This window comes from Bradyrhizobium macuxiense (assembly GCF_001542415.1).
GTDB lineage: Bacteria > Pseudomonadota > Alphaproteobacteria > Rhizobiales > Xanthobacteraceae > Bradyrhizobium > Bradyrhizobium macuxiense.
In genome coordinates this window covers 48,467-64,593 of sequence record NZ_LNCU01000070.1, presented here as the reverse complement: position 1 = coordinate 64,593, position 16,127 = coordinate 48,467, and the positions used below count along the sequence as shown (strand labels likewise).

Annotated in this window: 13 protein-coding genes and 1 pseudogene; 6 read left to right on the top strand and 8 right to left on the bottom strand. The window is 58.2% G+C overall.

Features of this window, described 5'->3' with window-relative positions; genetic code table 11:
* Nucleotides 1-577: 577 nt before the first annotated feature.
* From AS156_RS46075 to AS156_RS19685, 3 genes are all read left to right on the top strand, one after another.
* Nucleotides 578-997 (top strand): DUF7694 domain-containing protein, encoded by a 420-nt coding sequence (locus AS156_RS46075; RefSeq protein ID WP_136626318.1) that lies wholly within the window; start codon nt 578-580, stop codon nt 995-997.
* 1,064 nt (nt 998-2,061) lie between these two features.
* On the top strand, nt 2,062-2,616 hold the full coding sequence (locus AS156_RS19690; protein ID WP_136626317.1) for a hypothetical protein: 555 nt from the start codon (nt 2,062-2,064) through the stop codon (nt 2,614-2,616).
* Nucleotides 2,617-3,724: 1,108 nt separating this feature from the next.
* Nucleotides 3,725-4,186, top strand: a complete 462-nt coding sequence (locus tag AS156_RS19685; RefSeq protein WP_066507751.1) for a hypothetical protein — start codon at nt 3,725-3,727, stop codon at nt 4,184-4,186.
* 177 nt (nt 4,187-4,363) lie between these two features.
* Here AS156_RS19685 and AS156_RS19680 read toward each other — a convergent pair whose 3' ends face one another.
* From AS156_RS19680 to AS156_RS19660, 5 genes are all read right to left on the bottom strand, one after another.
* Complete coding sequence (locus tag AS156_RS19680; protein WP_066507748.1) at nt 4,364-4,600, bottom strand: hypothetical protein; 237 nt, start codon at nt 4,598-4,600, stop codon at nt 4,364-4,366.
* A 57-nt stretch (nt 4,601-4,657) separates the two neighbouring features.
* A complete protein-coding gene (locus tag AS156_RS19675) occupies nt 4,658-5,776 on the bottom strand; it encodes a branched-chain amino acid ABC transporter substrate-binding protein (RefSeq protein WP_066507745.1) in 1,119 nt (372 codons plus the stop codon).
* A 2,561-nt stretch (nt 5,777-8,337) separates the two neighbouring features.
* Nucleotides 8,338-9,690, bottom strand: coding sequence for an oxygen-independent coproporphyrinogen III oxidase (hemN, locus tag AS156_RS19670; RefSeq protein ID WP_066507742.1), 1,353 nt, complete (start codon nt 9,688-9,690; stop codon nt 8,338-8,340).
* A 295-nt stretch (nt 9,691-9,985) separates the two neighbouring features.
* Nucleotides 9,986-10,630 carry a hemerythrin domain-containing protein gene (locus AS156_RS19665; RefSeq protein ID WP_066507923.1) on the bottom strand — a complete coding sequence of 215 codons (645 nt, stop codon included), beginning with the start codon at nt 10,628-10,630 and terminating at the stop codon, nt 9,986-9,988.
* A gap of 170 nt (nt 10,631-10,800) precedes the next feature.
* Nucleotides 10,801-11,394, bottom strand: coding sequence for a helix-turn-helix domain-containing protein (locus AS156_RS19660; protein ID WP_066507922.1), 594 nt, complete (start codon nt 11,392-11,394; stop codon nt 10,801-10,803).
* Between the two features lie 1,698 nt (nt 11,395-13,092).
* Here AS156_RS19660 and AS156_RS19655 point away from each other — a divergent pair.
* Nucleotides 13,093-13,449: a hypothetical protein gene (locus AS156_RS19655; protein ID WP_082747640.1), complete on the top strand. Its 357-nt coding sequence runs from the start codon at nt 13,093-13,095 to the stop codon at nt 13,447-13,449.
* Nucleotides 13,450-14,105: 656 nt separating this feature from the next.
* Here AS156_RS19655 and AS156_RS19650 read toward each other — a convergent pair.
* Nucleotides 14,106-14,393, bottom strand: coding sequence for a hypothetical protein (locus tag AS156_RS19650; RefSeq protein ID WP_347336639.1), 288 nt, complete (start codon nt 14,391-14,393; stop codon nt 14,106-14,108).
* A 30-nt stretch (nt 14,394-14,423) separates the two neighbouring features.
* On the opposite strand from AS156_RS19650, the gene AS156_RS43385 reads away from it, so the two are divergent.
* Nucleotides 14,424-14,621, top strand: a complete 198-nt coding sequence (locus tag AS156_RS43385) for a hypothetical protein (protein ID WP_201456077.1) — start codon at nt 14,424-14,426, stop codon at nt 14,619-14,621.
* A gap of 154 nt (nt 14,622-14,775) precedes the next feature.
* Here the strand turns inward: AS156_RS43385 and AS156_RS19645 are convergent, their stop codons facing one another.
* Together AS156_RS19645 and AS156_RS40940 are read right to left on the bottom strand one after the other, a co-directional pair.
* Nucleotides 14,776-15,174, bottom strand: coding sequence for a response regulator transcription factor (locus AS156_RS19645; protein ID WP_245312971.1), 399 nt, complete (start codon nt 15,172-15,174; stop codon nt 14,776-14,778).
* Between the two features lie 12 nt (nt 15,175-15,186).
* Nucleotides 15,187-15,388: pseudogene (locus tag AS156_RS40940) on the bottom strand (ATP-binding protein); the annotation flags it as partial.
* A 60-nt stretch (nt 15,389-15,448) separates the two neighbouring features.
* Between AS156_RS40940 and AS156_RS45805 the strand changes: the two are divergent.
* Complete coding sequence (locus tag AS156_RS45805; protein WP_201456069.1) at nt 15,449-15,652, top strand: hypothetical protein; 204 nt, start codon at nt 15,449-15,451, stop codon at nt 15,650-15,652.
* Nucleotides 15,653-16,127: the final 475 nt, after the last annotated feature.

Below are 16,127 nucleotides of genomic sequence, written 5' to 3'. Positions count from 1 at the left end.
TAGTCAATTGCTGCTCGCACGAGACGCGCTCATAGCCAAGACGTTCAACGCGGGGTTTCATCCGAACAGACTGGCAGAGAGTGATAGCAAAGCCCGTCGGCGCGTTATTCTTGAAGGCAGTTGAGAAACCTCTGCCAATCGCGAGGACCGCGTCATGCGTCTTGCGGCAGGCTCGTACGAGGTCGGCGGGAGCGAAAGAGAGGAAAAGCTGAATGCTGAAAACCAACAAGGGCTGCCCGATAAGGCTCTCGCGACCAGCTCGAGCTGATGCGAGCGCGTGCTCATGTGCACGATCCAGCGATGACGGGTGGCTATGTGCTGCCCGGGCGTGTCGCTCATACCAGTTCGGCTGATCGCCGAGAGAAGGGCATGATGGTGCGATGGAGTGCAGCGGAGGACAAGGAATGATCGACATCTGCGGCTTGCTCGGCAGATTGTTCGAACTGCGGCAGTTAATACAAGCTGGAGAATGGTACCGGAGCGTTATGTCGAAGACTCAGCTGGCACCGCTTGGCGAGTTGCGTAGCAACGTTATTTATGTGGATTTCAAGGCTATCCGCGAGGCAAAGGAGGGGAAGTGCGTTCGCAGATCTTAGAAAAACTGGAGGCGGGCCGAGTGCGATATGGCCGCTTCGCTAGCGCTCCTGGATCAGGTCCTTGTGGCCTCTTCTTTGTGCAGGGGCCTTGCGGATGTGAGCTCAAGATCAGCGGACTAGTGCGCCCAGGATGGGAGCAAGTGTCCGTCTCGACTCCGCGGCGTTGCCCAAACTGGGAAGAGATGTCCTTCGTCAAAGACCTGTTCTGGGATGAAGAGGAATGCGCGATGCAGCTGCATCCGCCTCATTCGCGGTACGTGAACAATAGCCGTTATTGCCTGCATCTCTGGAAGCCCACTGATCGCGACATTCCGATGCCGCCGGCGAGCTTTGTGGGCATCATTGGGCTTGGGCCGTCCGAAGCTGCAATGTTGTTTACCCAGATGAGCGCGATCTCGTGATAGCCTAGATCGACGCCACGGCTTCCGTCGTTCTGTGCGATCCGTCACTGGGAGGATATGGGTGTGATGGCGCCGGCCGCGCCGCTCGCCTCTCAGCGTTTGCCGTTCGGAAGAGGAAAGTTGCGGCAAGCAACACGGCACTCGAAGTAGGCCGTCGCGCCGCGAATCGTTCCGAGGCTCAGCATGGAGTTGTTGGCTTGCCCCTTGCTGCCAACATACTGAAACACAGTCTCGTCCGATTCGGAGATGGGCCATGACGGGCAGTCCGTCGCATCGGAAGCAAAAGCATAGCTCGCCCGATAGGCCATCTGACGAGGAGGCGCTCTACTTCGAAGTTGATGCGGCACTTATTTCGCACTTCGAAAGGGAAGCCAACAAGGGTGACCTCACCGAAAACTACGTTCGATTGATGGCAAACTCGCTGCGAAGGTTAGCTGGTGAGGCCATTCATGGAAAGTATGGCAGCCCGGGAAGGTGCTCCACAGCACGGCGCATTGCGGGGATTTCCCCCATCTGGGGGACGCCTCGACAGTGCGTTGTCGCCGAGCCATCAGGCCCCTGGACCATCGTCATCCGCCGGCGCTGGGGAGCAGTCCTCGGGCTTCCGTCGAGACCTGCCCGCGGAGGATTTCGGATATGTTCTTGGCTCGGGCTGGCAGCCGGGCAGAGATCCGGCGCCGGACGTTCTGATCGGTGAACTGCGCAGAAGCGGCAAACTGCCGGGGCAGTTCCAACCGAGCGATGTGAGCATCCGTGGTCGGCCCTACACGGCGCAGTGGGCGCCAGGAATAAGGGAGCGGACCCCATACAATCCGCAAGGCACTAACATCGATCTTGTCCCTAGGCCCAACGCGTTTGGAATGGCACCCCACGGGTTAGCGGCAGGGCGCAACGACGGTTTCTGCGGGGTGGTTGAAGGGACATCGTTGTCGGCTGGAGCTGCGCAGCCTTATTCGACTCGTGGCGATCTGAAATCATTGTCGGACACTCCGTACTACGATAGCGGCCTGAATTTGGCCAGGTTGCGTGACGAGCCTCACTACCCATCGGCGTGCGAGGCCGAGATGTCGTTCTCCGCGGCGCCGTCGTCACAACAGAGCGCGCTGCAGGATGCTGCGTCCGATGAGCTTCCAGCATTTGGCATCGAGCCGGCCTCACCATGGAACGGTCGTGATACCGAGCCTGCCTCGCCACCAATCCTGTGGGATCAAATCTCCCCCTCATCGTTCGTTGAGGCTGCGGGGCCCTGCGCGCCGTACGATTCCCGTGCGGCTTGCGGCGGGGACGACCAGGAAGCCGGTCCATCGTCGGTCGCCGGGGCAGTTGGGATATCCTCCGTCGACGGCAGCGGGCTACAGGATTTCGGAAGGTTCGTCGGCCGGGACTGGGACCACCGCCAATGGGGTAACGGCGGCCAAGAGGTATCGAAGGAGCTGACGGACTTACTGCTCGCCTGGGGGCAATTGCCGACCTTGGGGCGCCGTTGGAGGATGGAATTCTTGATCAATGGTGAGCGCTACACGGCTGAGTTGACCATACGGTCGAGCAATCCGAACCGGCTGCTGAGCTCTGATCAAAGCCTGGTCGTCTATCTTATCCATCATCCTCGACGTAACTGAATATCGGCGCGGTTAAGCTAGCGATGGAATAGCGCTCTCATCCTGTTTGTTTCTGTCGCGCCATGCGCAGCCAGCCATCTGCGGGTTTGAAGCGCAAGATGTATAGGGCGGACGCACCCGCCTCCCACTGAACGAAAGGCGCGAGCTACAGGCTACCACATCACCAGACGAGCTGCATTGCCCCTACGAGGAAAAGCGTGGCTAAACGGGCTCGCTGGACTGGTCACCAAAAGTATCGCCGATTGCGAGATGCACGAAGTGGTCTGCGCTATTGAATGTCGAAAAGGGCGCAGCTTGCGACGTGTTCGAGTAGTCCGCGTCCGCTCCATCTTGCGCCACTTCATCTTATACTGCGTTTACTTTCGGACGCGCCGGAGCGACAAATAGGAGAAGCTAGCGACTAGCGGCGATGGCAAGATGACGAGCGACTCGTTCGTGACCCAAACCATCCATGTAAGCTTCTTCGTCGCGAATACCCTTCCTGGGCGCGTCTCGGATGTTCCGCGTTGCGGCCCGGCTGGACCGACCGGTAATTTCCTCAAGGGCAGCCCTGTCGGTAGCTCAACATGAGTGCTCAAACGAACGGGCAGCACGATCGGCCCGGTCTACCATTCTGCTCGCCGGCAAGGGTCGCATTAAGTGCAAGTCTAGTTATTGCTTGTGACCGCAATGTCGTCTGTGGTCATGGCGATGCGTCGACGCGACCGCTGGCAGATACCGCTAAACAGTCTCTTCCCGTCAAAGCGGCGCCAACGCGGCCGATCGGACGAATCAGCCTGTAGGCTGGCCGCCAAGCCACTCAGCCGGATCTATCCCGCAAAAGTAAGGTGCATGCCGAAGGCTCGTTCGTGACCTACTTCGAGATCATCGGATGTGGCTCTACTTACGATTCAAGCTCTCCAAGCGGACGTAAACCCATACTCCAGTCTCACGGAAGCAGCTACGCGGTCCGTGTGCAAACGTCTGAGGCGTACGTCCTATTCCGTCCACGTTTGGGCTTGTCCAGTGCGAGCGCTTGAGGCACATTTGTTGGTCATATTTTTTGTGTGATGTTCATGCGTTGGTCTTCTTCAAAAGCTCGCCCATTTTTAGTTCGCACGCAGTGAACATGAACCTTCAAGTCACCATCTTGAAGCTTCTCGTTAGCTATCCGAATGGCGCAGCCAGCCTCGACGCTCTGAAGTGCGACATGGCCATTCTGGCCAAGAGCGGCAAGGACTGGTCCGAGCGCACCAGGCGGCTTGCCGCCCGCGTTCCTGATCTGAATATCTTCGCGATGAAGCTTGTCGAACGTGACTCGTGCGGCTGGCACATCACAGAAAAAGGACGCGCCGTGCTGGAATACATGGAAAGCCTGGTTCAGGTTGTCGAACCATCGCCAGCCGTCGATGCAGATGCTCCCGAGTTTGCAAGTGCTGTCTGCGAAGTCCCACCGATCACGCCGTACGCGCGCCGGCGAACTCAAGGAAAATCGCCGCAGCGGCGCCACCCGCGGCCCGCATCCGAGCCGTCATCTTGTCAATCTGACGTGAAGCACGATCGTGGATCCGAAACGGAGCGATCCGGGTGACAGACCAAATCGCGCATCGCGGCCGCGCTCGATCTTGCTGGCTGCAGCGCGTCAGCCGACCGCAGCATGCTCGGCGATCTTAAAGGCTATACGACCCCGTATGCCGAGATGAACTCATAGAGCGTCCTGTTTGGCTTCCGGGAAACCAAATATCCGCACGAACTCGCCACGCCGGCCTTACAGCGATGGCGGTCTGCCGATGCCAAGCTGCTCGACGGCGAGCTTAGAAATCTCTGCTGGATCGCGAACACCTGCGGTTCCGATCTGGAGAATCTTTCTTGCGACGAGTTCGGCGATGGGGTCGTTACGATCAACCAAACCAAGCGAGCGCAGCGTCTGTATGTAGGCCGAGTTCAGACGCTCAATTTCTTCCGGGGTTAGCTTGTTGCCCAGGAGAAACCGACTGATCGGCATTGATCACCGCCTAACTCCGCCGTCAAACACCAACGTCTTGTGTCGGGTTGAGATAAGTCAGGAACCCTTCGGGTTCACCTCAGCATAGCCACCCTTATCGTCCCACTTGTAAATGACATAGTCGAGCTGCTTGATATCGCCCTTGGCGTCATATTCCAGCTTGCCGATCACAGTGTCCCAAGAGCCTGCCTTGATCGTTTCCATCACTTTCTTCGGATTCGACGTACCAGCCTTGGCCGCCGCCTGCGTCCACACCTGTATCGCAGCGTAGGTGTAGAGCGTATAGCCTTCAGGGTCGATGTTCTTGGCTCGGAATTTTTCGACGATCGCGGCCGCCGTTGGCTTCTTGCGCGGGTCGGGTCCGAATGTGAAGAGCGTGCCTGCGCCGGCGGCTCCAGTGATCGAAGCATATTCTTTGTCCGCCAAGGCGTCGCCTGACATCAGCACGGTCTCCAAACCCTGATCGCGCATCTGCCGCAGGATTAGGCCCGCTTCCTGATGATAGCCGCCGACATAGACAAGCTCGATATTGTCCCGCTTGAGACGCGAGACGATCGCGTTAAAGTCCTTGTCGCCCTTATTGTACGACTCGTACATTTTCTCGATGACGCCGGCCTTGTTGAGGGCCTTCTTTGTCTCGTCGGCAAGGCCCTTGCCGTAGGTTGTCTTGTCGTTGAGGATCGCAATGTTCTTGCCCTTAAAGTCCTTTATGATGTACCGGGCGGCGACTTGGCCCTGCTGGTCGTCGCGGCCGCAAACGCGCGCCACGTTCCACAGCTTCCGGTCAGTGAACAGCGGGTTGGTTGAAGCCGGCGTAATCTGCAGCACGCCGCCGTCGGCATAGGCTTCCGATGCTGGGATCGACGATGAAGAGCAAAAATGCCCGGCGACGAACGGGATTTTGGCGTTGGCAATCTTTTCCGCGACCGAGCGCGCCTGCTTGGGGTCGCAGGCATCGTCCTCGACGTCGAGCGCGAGCTTCTGGCCGAGCACGCCGCCCGAAGCATTGATCTGGTCCACCGCCATCTCGGCGCCGTTCTTCATCTGCCGGCCGAATGCGGATTCGCCGCCGGTGATTGGCCCGGCTACGGCGATGGTGAGGTCGTCCGCGAGTGCCGCGGTGGAGAGCATGAAAGATGCGCCGAGCGCGAGGCCGATCAGCTTGGATGATCTCATGGGATGGTCCTCACAAAGTGAAGGCAAAGACAAGCAGGCTCGAGCCGAGCAGCACGAGCCCCGCCGCGATCAGTGCCAAGAAGCTACTGGAGACAAGGTCACGATGGTCCATCAATTCACACTCGATGTACCGCAGATTGGCCCCTGCTTTGGGTCGACGCGAGAGCAGTCGGGCCTCCGGCGCGTCAGCAAGACACCGAGTTGGGATGCATGCGCAGGGGAGAAAGTCACCCGCGCAAGAAGACGCAGTTTACAATGCGTTCGACTGGTCTCTCCTTTGTTCAGCACGATTGATCCCCGCGAACTGAGGCACATGGTTGCTAGCTATGAACACTAGACGAATTGCGAGTTCCTAACAGCAATACGTCTGTCCGCAGCGTACAGAGCGCGTCGTTTCCCGTGATCGGCTGCCCGAAAACGGTGTAGGCATTGCCTTCAACCAGCCTGCGCGTTAGCTCCATATCCGTCTTCGTGCGAGCACGCCGGAAATCTGACTAGCGCGAGTGCCGGTTGCGCACGGGCAGAGAGTTTCGGAAAAAGTGTCGTGGTCTTGAATCTGAGACGTTGAGGGAGAGTTACTTTGAAACGAATAGCGATTCTCGCATTGGTCCTGGTGTGCTCGACATCCTTCGCGCAGGCGAGAGGCGGCAGCCACGGCGGGCGCGTCTCTTACGGAGGAGGTCACCACACCTCGAGCCACGGCGGTTCCTACTCAGGCGGAATGGGATCGTCTCACAAAGGCGGCACATATCGGAACCCAAGCACGGGAAATCAGTATGGCACGCACAAATAGGTCTCCTCCGACCGGCACCTAATTCTCGGTGCTGGGTAGGTCAGTGGGCTGGACGAGAGACTATCGATCCAGGCAGAGCTCCGGCCACCACTGTTGCGCTTAGCCACCGCTATTGCGGTGGTACCCCAGTTAGCGGGTTGAGGGGGGGGGCATTTGCAATCGCGGCGATGTCGCCGGCAGCCCTCTAGATGTGTCGCTATCGCAACGTCATGATCATTCTATTGACTTTCGAACTATTTCCGACTTCACAGCGGAATGCATCCCGGGGTATGGCGGACCCACGGCACAGGGTTTCATATTGAGGTGATTTACGAATCCGCTCTTGGCGCCGTTCGATTGCTTCATACGGGAGATCCGTCCAATGCCGATGCAAGTCACACTTTACGCCAAGTTGGTCGGTTGGACGGCTGTCGCAGCCGTGATCCTGCTCTATCTGATCTTTACCCCTGGCTAACCTGGACAGCTGGTTTGATCCCGATTTGGCATGCGTCCTCGCATGTCTCCCGTAAGCCTCGGTTCAACGCGCCGCGCCTCCAACGACACCCTGGCACCCACGCCCTCGGGACCCCATGCCTCCGGCGGGCGCCTACTTTCGAATTCCGAATGCACGGAGAAGCGGGAACGGTGCGTGTTTCGCTGTTTACCGACCGAGCATGGCGCGGCAATGGCGCACGAATGCGCGTCTTAACGGGATCACGTCGTTGTTCAATGGGGGCGCAAAAAGAAGCCCGGCCTCCTTTTGGCGGCCGGGCGGAAGTCAGTCCGGGAGGAGCGACGCTACTTCGCATCGCACCGACCTCCATTGGCAGAAGGAGAGGCTGCCAACGGTTCGATTGCGGCGAGGACATTCGCCGCAAGCTCTGAAATGGATGTACTTCTTATCTGACGCTCCGCGGGTTGGTAAAATCGATTGTCTTGATGCAGAGGCATCTACAGTATGGATACCTGTGAACATTCGGGACTGGGAACGTTGATTAACAGCCCCTTTTGACCTGCTGCACTCCCTTCAAACTCGGTGTGCTAATCGCTGGCATCTCAAGCCGGTCGCCAATCGAAGCCATTTATGGTCGGCTTCGCGCCGCGTCTTGAAACGCTCGACGCATTTCTTCGAGCAAAAGGCTGTTCGCCAATAGTAATGACGGATCAACCCGAACCGTCCTCCGCATACTGCGCAGCACCTTGCGGAACCGTGGTTTGATTGATGGTCGCTATTGCGCATGTCTTGCCTCCTGTCGGCACTAGTGGCATTCCCTTGCATTTTCGTTGGCGCGGCATCACGCACGCGCATGATATGCGACGCCGACGCTGCTAAACTGTGGCATATAAGGGCACAGGGCGCAGAAAACTTGATTCTTATGTGCGCTTCCTCGGCGAATTGTCGCCCATCAGGACTGCTTCACCGAGATTGCGTATCATACCGATGTTTTCGTGCTGATTGATGCAAAGTGCGCCTTGCTGGCGATTAAATACTGCGCTGGAGCGCGTTTCTTCGCAGAACTTGAGCTGATCCGACGCGTTACTCGGAAGCCTCTGTTCGAAACATCCGCGCAGGCTCGATAAAGAGAGCGTGGGGACGTTTGGCGGGATCGCAACGGGATGCCAAAACGGCTTGCAGCTTAATGGTCGTGATTGTGCTACGCGCGAGCATAGGTCCGTCCGTTGATTTTGTTTCCTGATACCGAAAGGCCCGAATCCTCAGGATACAACAACTCCATTCATCATCACCTTACTTTTGCCTATGCAATGCTCTCCATCTCACTGAGCCGGTTCAAACCGCCCGACTGTGTGTAGCCTTGGACCGCGCAAGATGAGCGTCGAACGCCGAGGCGACGCTCCGGACCAGAAACCGAGCGTCATCGCTTACGTAAAGCCGCTCATCGTCCATGGTCACGACGCCGTCCGCAATAAGGCTGTCGATCCGAGAGCGATCGACGATGGCCAGTGTCGGATCCCTGCCGTGACGGCGCGATATGTGGGCAAGATCGACGGTCATGTCGCACATGAGACGCTCGATGATCTCGGCTCGGAAGCGATCGTCCTCCCTAAGCAAGTAACCCTTGACGGTGGCGAACCGGTCATCGGTGATGCGCGCGAGGTAGTCCTTTGTCGCGACAGCGTTCTGGACGAATCCTTGGGGCATTCGGCCAATGGCACTGGCGCCGAGACCGACGAGGGCATCCGCAGAATCGTTCGTATAACCTTGGAAGTTACGCCTCAACGTGCCTTCCTGGCTTGCTAAGGCCAGGGCATCGTCCGGGAGGGCGAAGTGATCGAGGCCGATACGCACGTATCCCGCATCAATCAAGGCTTCGGCGATCGTTTCGGATTGGAGGTATCGCTCGACGCTATTGGGTAGCGAGGCTGAGTCGATCTTGCGCTGATGTTTTTTGAATGAAGGAATATGGGCGTAGCCGAATACCGAAAGACGGTCGGGACGGAGCTGGACGCATTTAGCTACCGTGTCCAGACACGAAGCGGCCGTCTGCAGGGGCAGGCCGTAAATCAGGTCGAAATTGATCCTCCCGACTCCGGCGCGCCGCAGCCGCTCGACCGAAGTCGCCGTCTGTTCGAAGCTCTGCGGACGATTGATGGCGCGCTGGACAGCAGAATCGAAGCTCTGGATGCCAAGGCTCACTCGGTTGACGCCGCAATAGCCAAGCGCCTCCGCCATCGGCTCGGTCAACGTGCGTGGATCGATCTCGACGGCGAGTTCGGCATCAGGCCGCACTAGGAACGAATAACGTAACGTGCCGACGAGATCAGCGAACGTTTCGGGTGTCATGACCGTAGGAGTTCCGCCGCCGAAGTGGATATGAGAGATCGATAGTCGTTGACCAATGGTCTCTCCGACGAGGTAAGCCTCTGTACGCAGTCCTGCGGCGTAGATCGCGATCGGTTCGTTGCGCTTCGTGACAGACGTGTGGCAACCGCAGTGCCAACACAGGGACCGACAAAACGGCACGTGAAGGTAGATCGAGGCGCGCTGCTCGACCCGCAAAGACTTAAGCCATGTTCGGTAGTCCGTTTCGCGCACTGACGATGAGAAATGCGGAGCTGTCGGATAGCTGGTATAACGCGGCAGGCGATCCTGCCCGTAGGATTTTGCCAAGTCCGATCGCATGCGGAATCCTCTCACTCTCTACGGCGACTATTGGATTCACGGCGGATACGCTTTGCGCTGCCTCAAAATCTCTGATGTGACTGGCTGCTAAACGACGACTGTGAAGCCGAAATTGGGAGGGGATGCTCGCGACGCATACATCGGGAATTGAAATCGTCGATGAATGGTCTTGAATGGGCAATGGCCGCTCGTCCATGACGCAGAAACACGCAATTCTTGGAGTTCGGGCGCATCCATCATCGGGCAAGTCAGAATGGGTATGACGTCTGGTTGTCTTCAGCAGATGGGCCCGTGGTCAAAACGACGGGCCGTCCGTCTTAGCGCCACCTGGCTTGACGGCCGCTATCGCTGATGAAAACGTCGGAGAGTGACGTTCGGCTTCAGCCTCTTGCGCCAATTGCAGAATGTGCGCTTTCACGGCGTCAGAAGTCGCTTCGCCTGCCTCGCTGAAAAGCGGATCCTTACGATCGGTGAGAGCCGAGCCGATTTCCATCCAGTCCTGAGGAAACAGAGCCTTCAGAGCCGTGGGGAAGAACTCTTGCTCTTCCCACACCATGTGATCTCGTTCGCGCACGATGAAGTTGCGCACGATGCTGCCAACCTCCTGCCGCAGGATATCGCGATCCGCGAGGACGGCATCGATTGCTTGGGCGAAGTGACGCAAACGATCGGCGCCTTCGTGGTGCTCACGTGTGATATCTCCCAGGCTTGCAGCTGCATCCGGATCGCGAATCCTTAGCTTGGAGAAGATCAAGTCTTCCTGCGGATGGTGGTACACCTCTGGGTAAACCTGGAAATAGCAGATAACCGCGCGAATTACCTCGTAATCAGGACGTTCGCCACGCTCAAAAATCTCCAGCTCACGCTGAAGTACCGCGAGAAGCAGTTCCATACTGCGATGCTCTCGACGCAAAAGATCGACGATCAAGCGCTGATCCATGGAGGAGCCCCTTGAGTGAAAAAATAAGGCGAAAGAGCTAGCGTCAACCAAGCTGAGCAGACCCCGGCGCCCCATCATTGCACGCGCGAAATACCGGCGATGCTGCTTCTGCGGGCGCAAGCCCCGCTAGCTGATCGCGCGTGAGTTGCTTGAGCTTTGCGCGCATCAAATCAGCCCAGGTTCCGCGCAAAGCCGTGGAACAATATGTGGTCGCGCACCTCGACGCGGCGTGAGGTGGGCAGCGAGATGATGCCCTTCTGCTCAAGTTGGGTGAAGGTTCGCGATACTGTCTCGATTGTCAGGCCAAGGTAGTCGGCGATATCCTGTCGTGACATGGGAAGTTCGATTGCTGCGTTCTCCGGGGCGCGGCGAGCCATATCGCGCAGGAAGCCCATGACCCTCCGTTCAGCGCTGCTGATCAGCAGCATCACATGGTCTTGAAAGCGGTGTAGCTCCAGCGCAGTCGCGTCCCAGAGCTGCCGCGCCAGGTCCTTTTCATGGATTGCGCGGATCATGAGCGCGCTGCGCCTGACGACCAACACCTGTGATTCGCAGATCGCCTCGGCCGAAGCGATATGGGTATCGCCGGCTTCGAAGCCGAAGATATCTCCGGATAGGTAGAACGCGCCGATCTGGCGACGGCCGTCCTCCAGGATCTTGTAAGTTCGTACGGCACCGCACTTCACTTGATAAAGGTGCTCTGCTGCCTCTTCCTCGCCGTAGATCTCGGAATTGCGGGCGAAACGCATAGGCGTCCCGATCATGCCGAACGGTCCCTCAGCGCGAGCTGGGTCTCGCAAGGCGCCGCTCGGATGACGCCTCGTCTGGACAGAAATGGCAGCCTGAATCTGCATGTCGGCACCCCATCGTAAGAAGATCGACGGACGCAGATTGGCTGCTACGGACGAAGCGGGACATTTGGATGTTTCCCCTAAGTAGAAACCACTAGGTATTTGTACGTAGGTCTTGCCCGGAGGGCCTTGCTAAGGACGCGCGCTATGCCTTGTTTGGTGCCCCCGTCGCCGCGCTTGAGCTAAGAATCGAACCCTGTAAGTGATAGGCTCACGACCACAGAAGGTCGTAGCTTGTTAATGCGTATCGCCGAGGGTGCATGGCCAAGCCAACATTGTACCGGGTCGAGACGAAGTCCCGGAGTGCCGGGAGTAAGGTACCGCGAGCCACGATTTGAAGTACGAGCGGCTCGGCCGACGGGTGAGGCAACAAAACTGAGATCGCTGATCGCCGATCATTGGCGTCATCAAAGACTTGTTGATGACAACTCGCTGCAAGGCGGGAAACCTGTGACGATTTAACGTGCGCTCGTAGCGGCGAACGTATTGAGCCGCCACGGTGACGACACGCCATTGCGGCTTCCTCTAATAAGCGCCGTACCAGGCCGTGAACGACTCGGTTCGTGCCGCCAGAGTGACGGAATGCAAGCGTGGCCATTTCGTCTGCCAGCGGTCATCTCGCGTCGTCCGAGTCCGACACGTTGTCGAAAGCGCAACACGCTAGTACGAAGCAAGCCAGCACCGAGAACTGGCCGGCGGCCTGGAAATGCGATCTATGGGGAATGACGTGGTCGTACCTACGATGAGTGGGCTGCGGCCTCGTAATGATAGTCTGATCGTCTAGCCGCACGCTAGACAATCCCGCCCTATCAGTCGGGGCGTACTCAGGTGTGTGTCGCGTATTAAATGTTGTGTTCCTCGCCCCTAGCTTAAAGACACGCAGTGCCGCTTCGACCCGTTCGAGTGCCCGCGCGCTCGGCGTCCGTAGATCGCGGCGACTGCCGCGCCGATAGGCCAGGTCGTTCACCAACAATGCAGGTCTCCAAGGCAAGATACTCGTGCCCATCGCAGTACGGGACTGCGCGATGCAACGTGACTTGCCTAATGCGTCTTCGTTGATTGTATTTTTGAGCGAGATCAATCCGGCCGCGGCTCGCTTGGCGCAATGGTCTAATTCCAACTAGAGAGGCATCTGTATGATGCGCGTCGTATTTCTAACAGGCGAAAGCAGAGGGATCGTGCCGCGCTGTCAGATGTACCGCTCGTTCGCCACAATCAAGCCGAAAGGGCTAGCGTTCGAAGCCATCCAATCGGGGAAACCGATCAGCGGGGCTTGCCGGTGATCGACTACCATGGCGATATCGTCGATATTGTTTCGGAGGGTGATTTCCATCATCAGGAGCAACTGAACATGGAAATTGGTTGAAGCGGCTCAGGGAACGTGAACATGCACACGTCTGGAGCCGATGCTCTCACGAGCTCCTCACTAATGGCCGTGGGTCATGATGTGTCACTGGCTGAAGTTGTCGCGAAGATAGACGTCTACAACATCTCAGATCCCGGTCCCGTCTGTGCCGGAGCCTGATTGGCATCGTCGGTCGCAGTGAATTGCTTGCTGCGGTGACATTATGATTGAGAAATGAGACGACGAAAGAAGGACAGAGCCAATTCATGACCAAGAGGAAAGTTCAAACGCAAGCGCACGCCGTTATTTGGATTGATCACAGCGTTGCCAAAATCTTCTCCGTGGGGCTGACGGGCGTGAGCGCCTCGGCCGTGCGCGCGCATTCGCTATCTCCTCATCGCAAAGCGAATACGGAGGTCGACTCGACGTTCCTCGCCAGGGTAAGTGACGCCCTCGGTAATTGCACCGATCTGCTCATCATCGGGCCGGGCATCGAGAAAACCAAGCTGGAACACTTTCTGAAAACGAACAGGCCAACGCTTACTGTGCACGCCGAATCCAGCGATCATCCTACCGAGCGAGAAATCGTTGCGCTGGGGCGAAAGCGCTTCCACCTTGATTGAAGAGGGGCGGGAACGTGCAACAACTGAGCACGTTGCTTGAGTGCAGCGAAGCAATCGACCGGCTCTCCAAGAAGCGCTCGCCGGTTTGATTTAGTTCTTGCCATTTGCTTGTGGTAAAGCGCTGATGGCAAGGCGATGCAACGATCGAAGGGAGTCGCAGAGATGGAAAATGGCCCGCAAGAAGGCCGCGGTGGGAGGCAATTTCCGCACCACGGCTTCTGGTGAGTGAGGCTAGGCGGCTGTAGTGGAATGAAGGTGAGTGAGGCTAGGCGGCTGCAGTGGAATGAAACGGAGACACTCTGGCCATAATCAAGCTCTTTAGAATGCGCGCGTCGAGCAAACGCGTACCTTGCTCATGCCAAATAGCGATGTGCCGATATTGATTTCTGCAACTGGCTCCGAGTCGGCGCTGAAAACCGGCGCTCGAGTGCCACTTGCGAGAGTTTCGAGTTGCCGAGCGGTGTTACCACCAAGCGGAGTAGCACGGCGCAACTCTGTCAGCTTCCGGCAGCATTGCCCCACTATGACGTTCGAACCGGGTTGACGTAATCTTGTCATGTGACGTGATTGCGGTCGATTTGGGCAAGAATCTGCAGCGGGTTTGCTAGCAATTCACGCCCCATCGTCGTTGGACATCACCGGCAGCCCTGGCCGTATCAAAGCGGCGCGACGGCGACGACGTGATAAGGATGCGTGCCATCCGCCTCGCGGACGGAAACATATTCGCCGAGCCGGAAGCGTTCATCGCCAAGGTGATATCCGGCTTCGTCCTCCAAGATGCCTGTCACGTCGTAGTGAAAATGCCAGCCGCCGCCCGGATCTCGCACGAGATGGCCGAGTTGATCCGCTTGATCGGGGCGTTGACGGACGATGCGGCAGGCATCGCGATTGGTCTTCCAGGCCTGGATGTCGATCCGAGACACCGTGTCCAGCGGCGCGACCATGACGTAGGCGATAGCGGAGGAGCCCTCGGGATGATCGGGATCACGCGCGCGCTCGAGCCGGATGTACCTAAACGAGTGCGGCAACGACGTGTTTTGGAGCGGCTTGAAAGCAGCGCGGTTCATGGAAAACTCCTGAGCGCCTTTAACCTAGTGATTTCCGGCTGGGCGGCGTCAATGCTAGCCGTGCGCTCCACCTCGTCGTTGATGTGTGTCAAACGCACCTTGTAGAATACCGCCTTCGACCAGAGTGGCGCGCTCACAGGCAAGCTCTTCGTTTAGGCAGTGCGGCCGGTAAGCCATTTACTCGCCGGCTCGCGATACTCTTAAGCCGAGGGGCGATCACGCTCCTCATCAACTCCGTCATCCTGCAGAGCCGGGCTGGCTATGAGCCTGCCTTGTGCACCTCGACCTTGCGAGGGCTGATGCCAAGGTCGCGGGCTATCAGGTTGTTGAGCTTGCCCGCCAATAACCCCCGCAGGACGTCGCGCCCGCGCGGCGAGAGGTTGGCGAGGCGGGCTTCAGCCTGGAACTTTCGCCGCGTCATCGGCGGGCTTTGCGGCCGCCTTCCAAGGCGCCATCGATTGCGCGCAGCTGCACTTCGTCCTCGAGGCTTTTCGATGAAGTCGGCCGCGCCCGCCTTCATCGCTTTAACCGCGAGTGCTACGCTGCCATCGCTGGCCATCAGGATGACCGGACAGGGCAACGGCGTGAGCTTGCGGACCGTTTCCTGCCCGCTCATCCTTGGCACGCGAATATCTGATGGGATGCCGTCATCGATCACAAGAAAAATGCGTCATTCAGTCAGGCCTCTTCCAACCTCCGCAAACGGCGGTGTGAACTGAAAGGGTGGGGCGCCACGGAGCTTCCAGCGCGACGATGTGACCGCCATGCGATTCGATGATCGTCCGGCAGATCGATAGCCCGACACCAACGCTATGCTCTTTCGTCGTGGCAAAGGGCTGAAAGAGGAGATCGATGATGTCAGGGCTGGTACCGGACAGTATCGATAGCAACACAATACAGGAGAGGCAGTACTATCTGGGCCAGACGCGCCAATGGGTGGGCCGTACAGCGACGCGCTCTCCGGTCTTCGTCCTGATCCAGCCGCCGAAGATGCGGCGGCAGGGGAAGACCAACCGGTGAATGGTGCTGCCCTCGATCACGGCAATTTCCAGGTCGCGATTAAAGGGGGCAGTTTCGATCCGTTCCCAGGTAATCTGATCGTTAGCTCCGGAATGCTGTTCATAGTTGCAGATTGACAAGTTCACGCATCCTTTTGAACAGGCCTGACGAGATCGCCGGTCTGCCGCGCGAGCAGGTTCAGCGTCCAATCTGCCCGCGGTCTCGATCATGCAAGTGGTCTGCCGGTTGCCGCCCGCCGTGACGCCACTGCCGTGAGGGGGCAGGCTCTACTCGGCAGTTCACATCATGGCTGCGGAACAACTGCCAAGCTTCAGTCAGATCGATCCCGACCAGCTCAAGTCCGTGTCGGTTAGCATCCCCGACGCTGCCTTGACGCAGCTTGCGCTCCGGCGCCAGCGCTGGCTATCGCTGTCATGTACAACGTCTTCCGTTGGTTGGTGTCTTCTTAACACTGTTATCGTGAGGCGCTTATTGGCTGACTGATTTTCCTCCACTGAGCGCGTTCCAGAGCTTCGCATTACCGAAGCGAGTTCCAGAAGGGGGCGCCCGCACGTCAATCGGGCCTAGCGGCGCTCCCCGATCATCGCGCCG